Genomic DNA, 15443 nt, shown 5'->3' on the forward strand with positions numbered 1-15443 from the left:
AGCTGCAGCAGAAATAACCCAGGCACCAATCCAAGAAGCTCGCGCGTGGTGCTCGTTTGTAGGTAGTCGATTAAGGGGTTCGAGCCTGAGGCTAGGTCGTTGCCCTCCGAGCGAGGGCGTTGTCCGCCGATCGATGGCTTCTGTGTCATGTCACTTCTCCTTGAAGGAATGCCGCCATGGCGATTTCGACGGCCGTGGGTTTCGGCTTGGGTTCGGCGCCACCGGCAGCGGCTTGCCCGGCGGCCTCTGAAAGCTTCCCCAACAGGTCATCCAGCGAGTCGGCAGGGGACGCGGAGTCACGCATCACCTCGAGCTCGTCCTTGAGGTTGTTCTTCAGGGAGCTTCGCTGCGTGTTGCCGCCTGCAGACCGGCCTGCGGCTTCAACCTGCTGGGCCTTCTCCGTCCTTGCAGCGAGCTCGGTGTCCTTGCGGTCAGCCGCCTCTTCGGCTTGCGCCTGAACGTCGTCGTCTTCTCTGCGAAGACGGGAAGCACGAAGGTCCATCTGGAGGTCAAGGTAGTCTGTGAGGGTGAAGTCTCGGTTGAAGAGCGTGTCGCTGCGTCGATTGGCGAGCTTGAACATTCCGGCTCGGGTGGGAAGCCAGCATTCCGAGGGGCGCTCGGGGTCCATCCGAACGAACACTCGGATGGACTTCCCGCTTTTGTTGAGTTGGGCGAAGACCCCCGTCTTTGCCAGCTCTTCGCTCCAGTAGCGGAAGCGTGGCAGGATTACCCGGCGCTTACCGATCTTCACGACCAGGTGCACGCCCCGCTTTCGAATCACCGCTTCGTACTTGGGCAGACAGAAGGCCCTGAGGGACTCGAAGTTGTAGCTCAGCGACACGTCCCCACCGTGTTCGCGATACCAGTTGAAGATGTTGATGCGCGTGGGAACGATCCCTTTCATCAACATGGCGTCCGGTGCGAGGTCGGGCACCTCGTCAATGCAATTCCAGCGATACGCCCACTTGAGGAACCCTCGCATGTATTCAACGCGATTCAACAGGGCTTCGCTGGCTGGTGATGCCTGCCCTGGACGGGTAATGCGCCCGTGTGTGTTTCCCGGCTGCTCGTGGTCATGGCCAGCTTGTGCGGCATGGTGGAGCGATTCGACAGGCCCCTTGCGTTCGCCGTGGCGCGGTGGCGCATATTCCATGCCGAACCCAAACTGCCCCTCTGCCTCGGTCACCTCGTTGGCTTTCATTTCGCCGCAGTCGGTGAGGTGCAACCGGCACAACATGAACGGCATCCAACCTTCCGGAAGCTCGAGGCCCAGTTCCCGGTTCCACCGCTCAACCTTGTCGGGGTCTGCTCCGTTCAGCAGGCACTGGAGCGCGGTGGCGGGAGACGGGCCATCCCATCCCAGGTACACGCCATAGACGACCTGCGATTTCCCTTCCAGCAGGACGCTCCTGGTCATCGCTGGCAGCGCCTTGTACCGATGCCCCATGCGGGTGAGGTAGACGTCTGTCGAGGTGGCATCGAAGTAGGCGAGCGCACCAAGCGTGGCGACGCGGGCCTGTTCATCTCGGCCGCGCGTTTCTCGCTGCGCACGTTCATGCGGCATGAACAGCAGATCAGCGACGCCGTTCCCGGTGAATCGACGGCCCCAGCGCATGAACTGCCCAAAGGAAGGCCGCTTGTGCTTGGGATAGAGCTTGAAGCTTGTCTTGCCCGTGAGCGGATCCGTGTGGTGGAACGCGTACAGCACGGAGAGCATGATCACGTAGGCGCTTCGGGGCTTGGTGTTCTTGTCGATCAACATGTAGCCCCAACCGATGTTGCGCTTGTCCGTCTCCGTGAGCGGGTAGGGCTCTAGGCTTATCGGTCCCATGTCGCGCCAGTCGTTGCGTCGGCCCAGGCCGTTTTTCTGCGGTTTGGGAACACCGCGGTTGCCGCAACGCTCAAAACCGGGGATGAGGCTGTTGAGGCGGCCGTTCCCTGCGTAGAAGCGATTCAGCCAGCCTGACACGGTGTCGCACGTCACACCGTGGTTGGCGGCAACGATCTCAAGTCGAGCCCGGAATTCGGTGTCTTGCAGCACCTCCAGCGGGCGCCTGGTCAGCCTTTGCTCGGGCGAGGAGTTGCGGCGCGCAGAGGCTTCCCAGCGTCGTCCTGGCTCGGGCATCTCTGTGGCCAGCAACGCCTGGACCGCAGCGTGGTGGTCGTCCCGCGCAGCGAGTGCCTTGGTCAGTCTTTCTTTTTCTGCCAGGGTATGGGCCACCGCCAGTCGATCAGCGTCGGACATGTCCTTCGGATCGTCCTCTCGCATGACCATCATGGCTGACTCGAGCACTGCGTCCACGACACAGTCAAAGGTGGTTTGCACTGCTCGTTTTTGATAGTGCTGCACTTGGTTCGTCTTGCCCTTGCTCTCGCTCATCTTTGGCAAGTCAACCCACAGCAACACGTTGCGCTCTTCATCCCAGTCGATGACCCGCCGCTTCCGGCCAAGCGGAAACGTCGGGGGCGTTGCCACGAGCACGTCGCCTCGCTTGAACGGCGGGTTCATGCTTCACCTTCTTCGAAGACAAGGTCGCGAAGGCGTGCGCGAAGGCTGTAGCCACCATGGACCAGCGGCAGCCACGGTTGCAGGGGGACCGCAAGGTTGTGGTCGGTCTCCTGGTTCCACAGGCACAGCTCGTACGCTTGCTGCAGCCGCTCGGCCGGGACGTCATGGCGCCGGCGGACTTCGGCAAGGAGCGTGCTGACGGGATAGCGGAACCCGTCCTCCCGCAGCACAGCGACCGTATCGGCGTAGACGCTGCTCTTTGCGAGACGCTCACGTTCGGCCCCGTTGAGCTTCGGCTCGATGGCTGCCAGGTTGATGGCGAGACCTTCTGGGACTGTGCCTGGCGGCATGTGGATGAATCGGATCCTCGCCTCTTGGAAATACCGCCGAAGCACCCGGCGCTTGATGTTGCGTGGCAGGGTGGGATCGGGCCAAGCACTCTTCGCACCGAGATCCACCGCGACAAGTTGATAGCCGACATGGCAGGGCCAAGTCGTCATGACGTCAACGGTTTGCACGCAGGGAATCTTCAATTGCGAATAACAGGGCAGGCGGACCCCCAGGCTTTTTGCTGCGGCCGTCAAGCCTGGCTGAGAGGGCAGGTCGTCGCACCCCTGAAGACCGATGGCCGGATGGGGATGGCTCCATGGCCACACCGGGTATGAAAGGCGTACGTCGACCGCGCCAAGCCATTTCAGCCCGAAGAGCGAACCGCGCTGTGATCGTGAGAGCAGGTGGTGCAGGCCTGCCGTTGTCGGGTCGGGGGCATGGCCGACGTTGGAGACCGGCGTGGACACTTGTTTCGTCACAGGCGTCCAGGGCTTGTAGCGATGAAAATGGCCCTGCCCATAGCCGGCGCGGATCATCGCGAGCAGCTTATGGGGGGTCATGACGCTGAGGGTGTTGAACCTTGGGGCTTGTGGGGCGAGAAAGTTCTCGATGCCAAATGCAACCACGTCCCATTTGCTCCCTAGTGAAGGGACGCGTTCACGCGGGGCTGCGCTCCCGAAGAGGGAGCCTTCAAATCGTTCCATCGTGGGTCTCCGGTCGACCTGCTCCGAGCCTGACGAGGGTGTCGTCGCTGCGGCGTGGATGCGCCGCAGCGCTCTTCGCGGGTAAGGTGCTGGATGACCGCGTTTCCCAACGCGAGGGCCACGACGACTAGGACGGCAGTGAGTCGCCCGACACGGCTCGCTTGAGCGCTGTTGCCGGTGAGCCGGTCAAAGACCGGTGTATGAAGTCCTAGAAAAAACTTTGCAAAAGTGCGTCCGCGACGACTATGCTGTTCATGTCGTTGTCCTCTGGGATAAGCGGTCGACGTCAGAGACGCAAGCGGCTTGTCCCCGCTTGCGTCTCGCCAACCTGTAGCAGCGTCAACCTGGTGGTGTGCTCATAGGTCCTCCTTGGTCAAGAGAGGGTTTGAGCCCGAGTGCGACCGCCACGCGGTGCGATTGACCGCGCAGACATTTGCTGCGCCCTGCCAGAACGGCGTACACCACTTCGTGGTGAAAGCCGTGGGAGGCAGCCCAGTCCTTGATGACCAGCCCACGTTCACGAAACTGACTGATCGCGTCGGCCGCTGTGCGGACCGAGGTCGGATCAAAGGTGACATTGGCTGGCAAGTCGCGGTGGCTCACATTGGACTCCAAAGCTGAGAGTCCAACTTAGGTGAGCGACGCATTGATTTCAAGAAAAGTTCTTAAAAATCAAACACTTGTGTGATGTCTTGGTTGCGCACAAAACGTCGCTACAAGACAAAAATGACGACAACAGGCTGAGAAGTGTCGCTATGAAGATCGGCTCGCGGCGTGTTGGTTGTCCCGTCTGTCTTGGTGAGACAAGCGTTCGGTTACTCGCGGAGAGCCTGTCTTCAGAAGACACCCTTGCCACTCGGCGCTCCCATGTGAATCTCCCCTGAGAGCGAACGCCTGTTGCTGGCCAGCGGTCGCGCACAGAATGCGCGGCTCGCTCGCGGTCGGCGCGTCTTAACTGTTCCCGACGGAATGTTTTTCGCGCCGATTGGCAACGGGCCTAGTCTTTGGCCCGGCTCGAACTGCTCGGCTTGGTGCCCGCCGCACTAAAGCGCCTTCGCGCCAATGCATGCTCGACTTGGCGAACGACAGCATGGGCTTCTGTGTTGAGCGCTGCAGCCATCTTCATGATCACGAACAGAGTTGGTTGACTCTCCCCGCGCTCGACGCTTCCGCAATACGAGCGGCCGACTCGTGAATAGTCAGCCAACGCTTCTTGAGACATGCCGGCGGCCAGCCGGAGTTTGCGGATGACTTCCCCAACAGCCTGCGCGACCTCCGGGTCGAAGCTGCCGGCGCCACGAGGCCTTCCTGTTTTTGGTTTTAGGGGGCGCCCTGACATACGCCGGAGGGTCCGGCATATGAAATGAACGGTCCACACTATATAAAGGCGGAGCCGCCGCGGCTAATTTCGACTTCGGCGTGCAGGTCCGACGACCCCGATCAGTGGCTTGGATGGCGTGCCAGGGTGAATGGTCTCAAGCACAGGTGCGTCGCCGAGTCGTTGATCTAGCTCGCGCATGAAGGCAAGGAAATCGACGCCCAACGCACGCAACCAGAGGCGAAGCTGAAGCACGTCAAGACGTCGCTCGCCAGTCTCCACGCGGCTCACTGTCGTCTGGTCGCGGCCAAGAAGCCTCGCGAGGTCAGCCTGCCTCAACTGGACTGACTCCCGGGATTGCCGCAGGAGTGTGAGGAAGACATCGTTGTGTCGGCCGTAGAGAGATTTCGACATGGCACCCTTTTCCTTGCCAGCCTACCTTCATCTCGCGCATATGCCGAATGAGCATCTAACTCCGAGCCAGCAGCTCGCTCATTCGCGTTGCCGTTGCTGTGTGACTTCGGTTTACAGACACTTTCGCCTTTATAAAACGCAAGCCACCTTACCCGATGTTTGTTGCGTACGAGGGGTCTGAGGACCCAATGCTGTCAGCGCTCGACCTTGGATCGCTCCACTACCGTGGGATGGAGCTCTCCGTTCGACTGCCTTGGTACATCGTCACCTGCAAGGTAGACGACGATGGGCTCAAGCTGTTGCGCTCGTTCTGTTGTTCACGGGACTTTGATTTGATCGAGCTGCTGAAGACCCAGCAAGGCAGGGTGGTGGCGAGCATCCAGCGCTTGACACCTGCTCCCAGCGACTATGGCTGGGTCGCCTCAACGGTGATGCGTGTTTGGCAAGCCCGGGATGTCTCCGGCGATGTCGCTTTGGTCACCGAGGACGAACATGGCGTCGATTCTTGGGACGGCGCGTTGAACAAGAGCGTTTGGAACGCTGAAGGTTGGTCGTTGCTCTTCGAGGCGCAGAGCGTCAACGTCGAAGCTGGCTAATGCGCGACAGATTTGAAGAGAGGGGCGGCCGCGTCGTACAAGGGAGCAGACATGGAGAAGATGAGAGAGAGTTCGCATGGTCAAGCTCTCCTGGGTGTGTTCGTTGGCTTGACGGTCGCAGCGCTCGTTGGGTGCGCAAATGTCGCTTCGCGCACTCCGGCCGAGGTTGTCGCCGGTGTCGCCAAGAACAGTGATCTGCGCATCACCTGGCTCGGCCCCGAAAGCGAAAACGAGCTTTTCGGCTTCCCCGCGATCGAGCGTCAGCTCGAACCGATCTACGAGAAGTGCCGTCAACAGCAAGGGGTCATGACGCCGATACGGCAGTCATTGCGCTTTGCCGGCCCGTCCGTGATGCGTAACCACAAGCCTGAATTCGTTCGCAGCGTCACGACTGAGATCCATTGCAAGCAGGGTGACCTGTACCTTTGGATGGCCAAGATCGACTACAACGATCACCGCTTTTACCAAGACATCCAGAACCGCGATCGCATCCAGCTCATCCTCCACACCAAGTTCGTGGCGGGTGAATCGCTCAACCCTCCTCCGCTTCCGCAGGATGAAGAGAGCAAGCGACAGCGAGCAGAAGCGAGGGCAGCTGCCGAGAAACGATGGGAGGAAGAAGCAGCTCAGCGGGAGCGGGAACGACAGGCCGAAAGAGTAGCGCTAGCCGAGAGGGAACGAGCCGCAGCCGAACAGCGAAAAGCAGAGCTTCCATCGTTCAGGGCGCGACTCAAATCGGGCGATCGAGTCGGCATCTTGCATCCTCAGTTCCGATCCGTGTCAGCCATTGGCCTGGTCATCGATGTGAAGCCCGGCTTGGCGCAGGTTCAGTTCAGGTCCACGCCGAGCATTCTGAACCCCGACCCGAAAACTGAAACGCTGTGGTTTCAGCTGGAGCAGTTGGTTCAGCCCGAGCGGTGAGCCGGCCGAAGTAGCTTTGCGAGGTGCACATGAAGCGACGCCATGGCAATATCAAACAGCCAGTGAAACGATCCATAGGATCGGCAAGGCACTTCGCGAACCGGCATCTCCCGTGAGGCGGTGTTCGGCAGAGAACCGAAGACCAACGTGGTCGCCTATTGGCTCGACCCCTGCGACGCGACGAGGATCGTCCGCGTATCAGCGAACGGAACCAAGACGGTGGGCCGAATGACGCGTGAGAGTTTTCGGGCCATTCGCTCAAAGTGAGGAGTCGACATGCGTTTCGCCTGGATCAAGATTCTCCCCTCGGTGGAACTCCTAGCCCGACTACGGCCTGAGGAGGCGGTCCGCATCTTCGACAGTGGCGCGTTAGATGAAGAGATGCTCCGCGTTGCGCCCGCCGAGAAGCTGGCCGCCGGTGAGCGCTTCGATCAGGTGCGGCCTTTCTCATACGAGAGTTGGAAGTCACGCGGCACGCGGCGGGTCTCGCGAGGCGAATGACCTATGCCATTCGAACTCTTGTCGACTGATGATTTCTTGGTTGAAGAGATGGCCGCGCACCTCGGCTTAAGTTGCGAACAGGTGGTGCAAAGAGAACACGCGGGTGATCTGTTTTCGTATTGCAAGCAGAGCAGAGGACAGCAGCGGCTCTACCCCACTTATCAGGTTGCGCTGGCCAACAGCTTTCCTGACCTTCTGCAGCGAGCAAAAGCGGCACTCGAACCCAACACCGTGCAGGTCCACTGCTTCTTTACTCAGCGCGACCCTGACTTAGCGGGTCTGAGCGTCAGAGAGGTCTTGTCAGGGCGTCCACGCGAGAGTCTCAAGCTGAATAGCCTCGCGTCGTGGCTGCTGTCTCTCCCACTCACGAGGCGGGTAGACGCTGTTCTGAGCGCTTTGGAGCGCGAACGCGCCCATAGTGAAGCTTGGTAGTGTCGTTCGACCACAAGGGCGCCGGCATGGCAAACGGTGATCACCTCAAGGCACTGCTGCGCTCCCACGCAGAGGGCGACGATCGCCACTTCTACTCGGTCGCCATGCAGATGGCCGCCCACGAGGCCAAGCAAGGCCACGGCAAGCTCGCCGAAGAGCTGCGCGAGCTAATCGATGCTGCCAAGTCTCGCCGGCACGGTGCGCCGCTCGAAGGCGCTGCGATCCCCATCACCCGGCCCAAGGGCGAACTCGCCTCCCTTCTGAGCGTCTCGTACCCGTCGCGACGCTTGTCCGACATGGTGCTGGCGCTGCCGGTGCTCGAGAGCCTGCAGCAGGTCCTGAAGGAACAGCGGCACTTGAGCAAGCTGCGCAGCCACGGCCTCCACCCCCGCCGCAAGTTGCTACTGGTCGGTCCCTCCGGCACCGGCAAGACGATGACGGCGGCCGCGCTCGCCGGCGAGCTGGGCATCCCGTTGTTCGTGGTGCGCCTGGACTCGCTGATCACCAAGTTCATGGGCGAGACCGCGGCCAAGCTGCGCCAGGTGTTCGACGCCGTCGCGTCGACGCGCGGCGTTTATCTGTTCGACGAATTCGATGCCATCGGCAGCCAACGTGGCATGGCCAATGACGTTGGCGAGATCCGCCGCATCCTGAACAGCTTCCTGCTGATGATCGAGCAGGACGAGTCGAGCAGCGTGATCGTCGCCGCCACCAACCATCCCGACATCCTGGACGAGGCGCTCTTCCGGCGCTTCGACGATGTGGTGCAGTACCACGTGCCGTCGGCGGACGAGGTCAAGGCCTTGCTTCGCATGCGTCTGGCCAACTACCTCAAGTCGCCCAAGGCGCTTGCTGAGCTCGCCGAGGTGGCCACCGGGCTCAGCCATGCCGAAGTCGCCAGGGCCGTCAGCGACGCGATCAAGGAAGCGGTGATGCACGACCAGAAGAATGTCGCAGCCGCTGCAGTGCAAGACTTCCTCAATCGACGCCGAGTCAGGCGCTATTGAGTCACCCGGGGCCGCGATAAGCGTACTGTCGGCCTTTCCGGGCTTCTTGGCTTGGATAGTTCGGGGGTACGCAAGCCGACTAGCAGCAACCGACCGGCTGCTGGATGCTACGCCTACCCGTGGCCACCTGGGAAGTAGGCCACCGACGAAAGCAAAACGTGGCGAGAGTTGCGGTCCGGTACCTTCAGGCGATGGCCTGCAGCCAAGCGCGCGGCCTGGCGTAGGGCCGCGACCGTTCGTCGCGCATTCGCCTTCGCGCCTCGGTGTCCAGGTGCCCAGCATCTTCCTCGACTGGTACCCGGTCCAACAGCTCCAATGCCTCAGCCACGATCCGATTCTTTTGGTTGGCCCACAAGGCGTAGATCCTTCGCCACTGGGCATATGCGCTTCTAGGCCTCGCTGCGTCCTCCAAGCCGAATTGAAGAAGCAACGGTAAGTGCAGCACTTTCCACCGTAAGCTGTTTGGGTTGCTGTGACACGGACGCGACGGGCAGCTCAAATGAAAACTCCGCTCCCCGCGCTTTGAAGTCTTGATCAAGCACGTTTCTGAAATGCAGCTCACCCCCATGCTCTTCAGCGACGGATCGACACAAACTAAGACCAAGTCCCATTCCTTTGCCGCGGTTGCTGTTGAACGGGTTGTAGAGCGGGTGTCCGAGGCGTTCGAGCACTTCGGCGGGCAACCCGGGACCGCTGTCGCGAATCGTGAAAACGGCTCTGGTTTCAGATGCGGGTGCAACTTCAATGCGCAGCTTCCTCATTGCTCCGACCGGGTTGGCCCTCATCGCTTGCAACCCGTTCCTTGCAATGTTCAACAGCACCAGTTCAACCATCAGGCGATCGCAACTGACCACCAAGCCAGGCACTTCCTGGCTCACATCAACCGTTGCACCACAGTTCTTCGCTTGAAGCTGTATCAATGGCAGCAGGCCTTCCAAGAGAGCGTCGACGACCACAGCCTCCCGAACGACCTGGCCCCGACTTACGAAGTTTCTGACGCTTTTCACGACTCGCCCTCCGCGAGCCGCCTGCTCCGCGATATGTCCGAGCAATTCACGAAGCTCGGGCGGCGTGTCACGATGTTCAGCTGCGAAATGCGCCGCCGCGTCCGCGTACATCGAAATCGAATGAAGCGGCTGGTTGATCTCATGACTTATCAACGACGCGAGCTCGCCTACCGACGCGAGTTTGGCCGCGGCTTGTAGCCGTTCTTCCTGATGCCGTATTACGGCATCGGCTTCGGCGCGTCTCGCTGCTTCGGTCTGCAGCGCCTTGGTAGCCTCTTCTTGAGTGGCTAGCAGTTGTCTTTGCTCTCCGAGCAGCTTGCGGGTCGACGCCTCTGCCATCCTGATCCGATAAGCAAGGGCGAACGAAAAGCAGAGCGCCTCCCAGGTAGCCGCGGCAATGACCCAATAGATCGTGACGAATTCGCCAGGCAGCCCATAGAGAAACTTCTGCATCACGTATGCAGAACTAACGCTCAGATGGACGGCAAGGCCGAATACGCTGAACCGTGCCGGCGCGAAACCCTGACGCCAACGAATGACGCTCGCAATGGTGATAGCGACCAGCGCTGGAGGAATCAAAAGCATCGACGCGGGATAGGCGATTCGGGTGCCGCCCGCCAACGCCAATGCGCCGAGAGCGAGGGATATCAATTGAACCCATAACAGACATCGATCCGTGAGGGGAGCATGCGTGTCTAGTTGGAGGAACTTTCGGAAGAACCACATCCCGCCGTGGATGACACCCACGTTCAACAGGGTGAAGACGAGCGGGCTTCCCAGATGACCGAGGACGCCGGTCATGATGCCCATCAGCACCGTGAAACAAACGAGGTAGTAGACGTATAGAAAATATGCGCGGTCACCCGTCGTCGCTAGCAAAAAGACGTTGTAGAGCACGAGCGTTATCAGTGCTCCTAAAAAAATGCCTTTCCAAAAATTGCTCTTGGCAGTTTGCTGCTGCGCTCCCGTGTCGGACACCCACGACATGTTGGTCTGTAACGGATGTTGACGCTGCTGAAAACGGACGTATACCGTTGTGCCATCCCCTGATACCGACGGCGTCGGGATCTTGAAGAGCAACAGGCCATTCGACGTCGATGGCGTCGAAGCGCTGGCACTGTCCAGCGCATGGGAGAACCATTGGTCGGGACCCGTTGGTGTGAAGACCTCTATGCGCCCGATGAGATGCGGTTCCATCAGCAAGTGTGAGACGGCAGGGCGATAGTCGCGAAAATCGATTCGGATCCGCGCCCAATAAACTGCGTCTCTAAAAGGCGGAGTTCGCAAGGAAGGAAGGAAAACCACCGCTCGACCTGAAGCCACCTCCGAGACCGTCAGGCTGCCCGATGGGTCTTCCGCAAAGGTCATGAAGCGCGAGACGCTGACAGGTTGGTCGCCGCTTGGCACAAACGCCGGTATGCCGTTGGGTTCGACGGACGCCAATGCATGCAGAGTGACGGCCAGTAGTGCCAGTAGAAGAGCGCTACGCACCCACTGACCGATACACCGCAGGCGCTGCAAAGCACCGTCTCCGCATAGGCGTCCAAGCCCGTGAGACGCATACATGAGAAACTTCCCGCCTAGCCAAGGCGCGCGCCGCGGCAGCCCAGGAGTTGGAAATGGTTGTCCCGGCACCGTTTGTCCCCCGCCCCGATGTGTGGAGCTATGTCTATGCCCCAACGGAAGACGGAAGGAACTTTGCGGTCTTGGTTGGGGGCGATCCGACCCCCATTGTGACCCTGAGATTTGAAGAGAACGCCAAGAGGATTGTCAGCACGGGCAACTTGACCGGCTATCCAGATATCGCTGCACTAGCAGCTGACGACAAGGGCGAAGTGTGGTGCTAACGCTTCGGTCAGCAAACAGTCAGCAGAGCATGTCCATATGAAAAGCGGGCGCTCTCCGGGACAGTGATCAGAATTTTTTGGCCGGATCGCAACTCTTTGGTCCGAGCCAGCTCCTCCAGCATCAGGATCATTGATGCGGTTGCCACATTGCCCACATGCGCCAGGTTGGTGAACCACTTCGAAAGTGGAATGCCAATGCCTTGCTCCTTCAGCTCTGTGCAAAGAGGATTGCGGAACACTTCCGACGAAATGTGCGGCAAGTAGTGATCCACGGTCGCCACATCAAAATCGTGTTTGGCGGCGGCGTCTTTGAGCGACTTCACTGCAAGTTGAACGATGTGACTTCCGAGCAGACGAGTATCTTGTTTGACCGACATGATCGACTTGCTGAGCCATTCATTCGGTTCAAACCTGCAGTAGCCTTGTAGTTCGCCTGCCTCGTCACGTTCACCCGCGACATACATGCACGTCGGCATCTTGTTCGCATATGAGCGAATGTCTATCCATTCGATCTTGAGCGGCCTGTCACCATGCGCCTTGTTCTCTAGCCGGATGGCTCCCGAACCATCTGAAAGCATCCATCGCAAGAATTCCTTGTCAAAGGAAAGCAAGGGGTTGTCGCGCAAAGCCAATTCGTTGTCAGCTTCATTCTGGAAGTATTTCGCCAGCATCCAATGCGACAGCATCTCAGAGCCGGAGCAAATCGCGTTTTCGGTATGGCCACTGGCAATGGAGAGATAGGCCATTTGCAGCGCTTGGATGCTTGCGGCGCATGAACCTGCGAACGAAGCGATCTCCATATCGTCGCCGCCAAGCGCCGCGTGCACCATCGCGGCATGCGACGGGACCAGTTGATCCGGTGAGGCAGTCCCACAAGCGAGCAATTGCAACTTCTGTTGCGTGAAACGTGCATCGAACAGCAAGCGAATCGATGCTGCGGCCAGTTGGGCATTGCTGTGTGTCGGGGTGCCGCCCTTCTCCAGCGCGTAGTGACGCGTCTGAATGCCATTGTTCCTGAGTACCACCCGGCGGGCCCGAGATGGCTTGCCGTTGATCATCCCCAGGTAGGCTTCCATCGCCTCATTTTCGACTGGTGCGTTTGGGAGAAAACGGGAGATGCCGGTGACGTAGACAGCTTTAGACATGCCGTAATTGTTTCGCAATTAGTGGCCGCTGGCTTACCGAAACCAGGGGAGAAGGCAGTCTGGCGTGACGAAAGTCGCTGTCGGGAAGGGATGGCGGCATCTGAAGCGGCCCCGCATCCAAATGGGCACTGATCTGTGCGCAACTCCGTTGCTGTCCAAGCGACGAGCCCATAGAGCTTGGCCTTTCGGTTGCTGGCTTTGGGGTTGAGGATCGCGCGCTTGGGTGCGTTGGCGACCCACCGGAGCGACTCAGGCGCCGTGTCGACCGCGACTTCCTGCTTCCCGTAGACTAGTCCCGAGCAGGTCGATGACAGGGCGAGACACCAGGATGACGGACGCGTTCATTAACCGAGTTGCAGCTTTCAATTGGCAGCGCGATGCGGCGTTCATTTCATTCCTCGGCGCCTTGGTAGGTCCGCAGGGGAGCTCTGAAGCCCCTAGCGCGTCGGTTCTCGCGGCACAAGCGGTTCAGCTACTTGGAGCTTCGAGAAGATGCGACCTGCTGGTAGTCGCTACCACGCTTCCCAGCGATCCAGAGTTTGCCGAAGAGGTCCGAGCCCGCGTAGAAAGAGCGCCTCGCGAGACGATCTTCTTCAACGGTTCATCGTGCGGGTTTTCGGCGCTGAAACACGCGTGGATGCGGCTGCGAGTGGAAGAGGCGCGAAGCGTCGTGATCGCCTGTGCCGACAGCAACTCAGGTATGTCACCAGAGGCCTACGCCAGCATATACGGTCGAGGCTTGCCAGCCGGCGGCTCCCCCAGCTCGCTTGGATGGGCCATGATCGTTGAGGATCGCATCCGCGGCGAACAAGCATTTCGGCTCGATTGGATTTCTCTTCTGGCCGATTCCGCACAAGCGCCTGCCTCGATGGCGACAATGATCGCGGACGTTGTTCGCGAGCGCGGAATGAAAGAGCTGAGCGGGAACGACCTCGTGTTGCACGCGTCCGATTCGGTGAAGATCGACACATGGGCAAGCTTTTCCGTCGACGCGGATGCGCATGTTCAGTCTGCCTCTGGGGAAGGGAGCTCCCTTGTCCTTGGCGGTCTAACCGACGTCGGTGCTCGCCTCGAAATGAGCCAGGGACGTCGATTCGTGGCAATTGCGCGGGACGACGGCTCGACTTGGATCGCGCACATGACTCTGTGCAAGCAAGGTTCAAGCACTTGAAGCACCACGTACGCCCGAAACAGGTCTAACGCGATGTCGAGCCCCGTTCCAACGGTCTATGTCGTCGATGACGAAGTAGAGGCGCGCGAATCCATGGGCTGGGTGCTTCGATCCCGTCGAATCCTTTGGGAAGGCTATGCAAGCGCAGATGCGTTCGAAGCCGCCATCGATGCCTATCCGCTACAAATGGGTGGTGCCGAGGCGTGGCCAGGTTGCGCTAGTTGTGTGCTGCTGGACGTCGGAATGCCCGGCACAAGCGGGCTTGTTCTTTTTGAAAGACTCAGGAACCGCGGCATGATTGAACGCATGCCGGTCATTTTTCTGACGGGTCATGGTGATGTTGCTATGGCGGTGGCCGCACTTCAACGCGGAGCCTTCGACTTCATCGAGAAGCCTGCCGCGGCCGCCCAGTTGGTATCGAGAATCGACGCTGCTCTCGCCAGCAGTCGTGAACATCTTCGCAAGGTGAAGGAGCAGGCTCTTCTCCGGCAGAGCATTAGTGTTTTGACACGACGCGAACGGGAAGTGGCTTACCAAGCAGTACTTGGTCAAACGAACGGTGAGATCGCGGAGTCTTTGCGCATCAACATTCGCACCGTTGAAACTCACCGAGCCGCGGCGTTCGCGAAGCTGGGCGCGCGATCGCCTCTGGAGTTGCTACACCGACTGCGGCAGGCGAACACCGATCCCGTGGTCTTGATCGAGCACCCATAAGGGCAAGGTAGATTCCGGCGGCGTCGTGCACTACGTTGGAGCGCGTGAGCGCTGTGCTGATGCAGCCCCTCCGGGGCGTGCTTACATTTGGCAATAAGTTTTCGGCGATCTGCGTACCGCTACGGAGTTCCCCAACTGCCAAACCAGTTTCCACTTGCTTGGTCCGACTCTGAACCAATGCCATGTTGCTGCAATTTCCTCCGGTGCTTGCCCAAAGCTCAGCTGCAGTGTGCGACACGACCTTTCAGCGACCGGACCAATCGAGTCGAGACGATCGAGCATGGAAGCGCACCGACTACGTCGTTTCAATCATGGAGGTACGCCTTGATGCGTTCGATCCGGATAACTGTGCCGCTTCAAACCCTCTGCAGCAATTTCTTGAGTCACACGGTGCGAAAGAGACATCCTTTAGCGGCAAGCGCCTTTATGTTGGGCGTTTGATCGAACATGGGCTGGGTTGTTTCGAAGAAGCGCATACAGAGCCCAACAACTATTTCGTGAGACTAAAGACACCGGTGGGCATAGCGTCCATTTGGTCCCCAGATCTCCGACGTGCGATGAACGAATGTGGGGCGACCTTGGGAGACAACATCATGCTGGGCTACGAAGGCATGGTGGCGGTCACGCGCAGGACTCGTCGCTTCGACCGTCATGGGAAGGTCGCTTCGCTTCAACTCGATACGACATTCCGCCCGACGTGGATCGCGAAAAGACTTAGTGCAGCAACGGTTCCGGGAGACCGGGTGGCAGCCGACGCGACCTGCTAGGCGCAATGGCTTCTGCGTTCTCCAAAGTACAGGCGGGCAACGGAGAGACGCGCCCGCGAT

At 59.7% G+C, this 15443-nt stretch carries 15 protein-coding genes; 8 read left to right on the top strand and 7 right to left on the bottom strand.

Features of this window, described 5'->3' with window-relative positions; all coding sequences use genetic code 11:
- Positions 1-145: 145 nt before the first annotated feature.
- The 5 genes from JI745_RS17790 to JI745_RS17810 form a co-directional block, all read right to left on the bottom strand.
- On the bottom strand, positions 146-2509 hold the full coding sequence (locus JI745_RS17790; protein ID WP_201809998.1) for a hypothetical protein: 2364 nt from the start codon (positions 2507-2509) through the stop codon (positions 146-148).
- Positions 2506-3543 (bottom strand): hypothetical protein, encoded by a 1038-nt coding sequence (locus JI745_RS17795; RefSeq protein ID WP_201810002.1) that lies wholly within the window; start codon positions 3541-3543, stop codon positions 2506-2508. Before JI745_RS17795 ends, JI745_RS17790 begins: the two co-directional genes overlap by 4 nt.
- Positions 3544-3882: 339 nt before the next feature.
- The gene (locus JI745_RS17800; protein ID WP_310738681.1) at positions 3883-4146 is read right to left on the bottom strand and encodes a DNA-binding protein; all 264 of its coding nucleotides are present in this window, start codon (positions 4144-4146) and stop codon (positions 3883-3885) included.
- A 394-nt stretch (positions 4147-4540) separates the two neighbouring features.
- Positions 4541-4882, bottom strand: a complete 342-nt coding sequence (locus JI745_RS26920; protein ID WP_201810005.1) for a helix-turn-helix transcriptional regulator — start codon at positions 4880-4882, stop codon at positions 4541-4543.
- Between the two features lie 63 nt (positions 4883-4945).
- Entirely contained in the window at positions 4946-5275 is a 330-nt protein-coding gene (locus JI745_RS17810; protein WP_201810007.1) for a helix-turn-helix domain-containing protein, read from the bottom strand.
- Between the two features lie 188 nt (positions 5276-5463).
- On the opposite strand from JI745_RS17810, the gene JI745_RS17815 reads away from it, so the two are divergent.
- The 5 genes from JI745_RS17815 (at position 5464) to JI745_RS17835 (ending at position 8732) form a co-directional block, all read left to right on the top strand.
- Positions 5464-5871, top strand: a complete 408-nt coding sequence (locus JI745_RS17815) for a hypothetical protein (RefSeq protein WP_201810009.1) — start codon at positions 5464-5466, stop codon at positions 5869-5871.
- 51 nt (positions 5872-5922) lie between these two features.
- A complete protein-coding gene (locus JI745_RS17820) occupies positions 5923-6792 on the top strand; it encodes a hypothetical protein (protein WP_201810011.1) in 870 nt (289 codons plus the stop codon).
- Positions 6793-7068: 276 nt separating this feature from the next.
- Entirely contained in the window at positions 7069-7293 is a 225-nt protein-coding gene (locus JI745_RS17825) for a hypothetical protein (protein ID WP_201810013.1), read from the top strand.
- Positions 7294-7296: 3 nt separating this feature from the next.
- Positions 7297-7725, top strand: a complete 429-nt coding sequence (locus JI745_RS17830) for a hypothetical protein (RefSeq protein ID WP_201810015.1) — start codon at positions 7297-7299, stop codon at positions 7723-7725.
- Between the two features lie 26 nt (positions 7726-7751).
- Complete coding sequence (locus JI745_RS17835) at positions 7752-8732, top strand: AAA family ATPase (RefSeq protein WP_201810018.1); 981 nt, start codon at positions 7752-7754, stop codon at positions 8730-8732.
- Between the two features lie 389 nt (positions 8733-9121).
- Here the strand turns inward: JI745_RS17835 and JI745_RS17840 are convergent, their stop codons facing one another.
- On the bottom strand, positions 9122-11182 hold the full coding sequence (locus tag JI745_RS17840; protein ID WP_201810021.1) for a 7TM diverse intracellular signaling domain-containing protein: 2061 nt from the start codon (positions 11180-11182) through the stop codon (positions 9122-9124).
- A 412-nt stretch (positions 11183-11594) separates the two neighbouring features.
- Positions 11595-12731 carry a beta-ketoacyl-ACP synthase III gene (locus tag JI745_RS17845; RefSeq protein WP_201810024.1) on the bottom strand — a complete coding sequence of 379 codons (1137 nt, stop codon included), beginning with the start codon at positions 12729-12731 and terminating at the stop codon, positions 11595-11597.
- A 328-nt stretch (positions 12732-13059) separates the two neighbouring features.
- On the opposite strand from JI745_RS17845, the gene JI745_RS17850 reads away from it, so the two are divergent.
- The 3 genes from JI745_RS17850 to JI745_RS17860 all read left to right on the top strand — a co-directional run bounded on the left by JI745_RS17850 (position 13060) and on the right by JI745_RS17860 (position 15383).
- Positions 13060-13902 (top strand): hypothetical protein, encoded by an 843-nt coding sequence (locus JI745_RS17850; RefSeq protein WP_201810027.1) that lies wholly within the window; start codon positions 13060-13062, stop codon positions 13900-13902.
- 33 nt (positions 13903-13935) lie between these two features.
- On the top strand, positions 13936-14616 hold the full coding sequence (locus JI745_RS17855; RefSeq protein WP_201810030.1) for a response regulator transcription factor: 681 nt from the start codon (positions 13936-13938) through the stop codon (positions 14614-14616).
- A 182-nt stretch (positions 14617-14798) separates the two neighbouring features.
- Positions 14799-15383: a hypothetical protein gene (locus JI745_RS17860; RefSeq protein ID WP_201810033.1), complete on the top strand. Its 585-nt coding sequence runs from the start codon at positions 14799-14801 to the stop codon at positions 15381-15383.
- The last annotated feature ends 60 nt before the right edge of the window (positions 15384-15443 follow it).

The sequence above is a fragment of the Piscinibacter sp. HJYY11 genome, assembly GCF_016735515.1.
Taxonomy (GTDB): domain Bacteria; phylum Pseudomonadota; class Gammaproteobacteria; order Burkholderiales; family Burkholderiaceae_C; genus Rhizobacter.

Coding starts and splice junctions, on each gene's coding strand:
- JI745_RS17790 (WP_201809998.1), bottom strand. CDS start 2,509: ATGAACCCGCCGTTCAAGCGAGGCGACGTGCTCGTGGCAACGCCCCCG.
- JI745_RS17795 (WP_201810002.1), bottom strand. CDS start 3,543: ATGGAACGATTTGAAGGCTCCCTCTTCGGGAGCGCAGCCCCGCGTGAA.
- JI745_RS26920 (WP_201810005.1), bottom strand. CDS start 4,882: ATGTCAGGGCGCCCCCTAAAACCAAAAACAGGAAGGCCTCGTGGCGCC.
- JI745_RS17810 (WP_201810007.1), bottom strand. CDS start 5,275: ATGTCGAAATCTCTCTACGGCCGACACAACGATGTCTTCCTCACACTC.
- JI745_RS17815 (WP_201810009.1), top strand. CDS start 5,464: ATGCTGTCAGCGCTCGACCTTGGATCGCTCCACTACCGTGGGATGGAG.
- JI745_RS17820 (WP_201810011.1), top strand. CDS start 5,923: ATGGAGAAGATGAGAGAGAGTTCGCATGGTCAAGCTCTCCTGGGTGTG.
- JI745_RS17825 (WP_201810013.1), top strand. CDS start 7,069: ATGCGTTTCGCCTGGATCAAGATTCTCCCCTCGGTGGAACTCCTAGCC.
- JI745_RS17830 (WP_201810015.1), top strand. CDS start 7,297: ATGCCATTCGAACTCTTGTCGACTGATGATTTCTTGGTTGAAGAGATG.
- JI745_RS17835 (WP_201810018.1), top strand. CDS start 7,752: ATGGCAAACGGTGATCACCTCAAGGCACTGCTGCGCTCCCACGCAGAG.
- JI745_RS17845 (WP_201810024.1), bottom strand. CDS start 12,731: ATGTCTAAAGCTGTCTACGTCACCGGCATCTCCCGTTTTCTCCCAAAC.
- JI745_RS17850 (WP_201810027.1), top strand. CDS start 13,060: ATGACGGACGCGTTCATTAACCGAGTTGCAGCTTTCAATTGGCAGCGC.
- JI745_RS17855 (WP_201810030.1), top strand. CDS start 13,936: ATGTCGAGCCCCGTTCCAACGGTCTATGTCGTCGATGACGAAGTAGAG.
- JI745_RS17860 (WP_201810033.1), top strand. CDS start 14,799: ATGTTGCTGCAATTTCCTCCGGTGCTTGCCCAAAGCTCAGCTGCAGTG.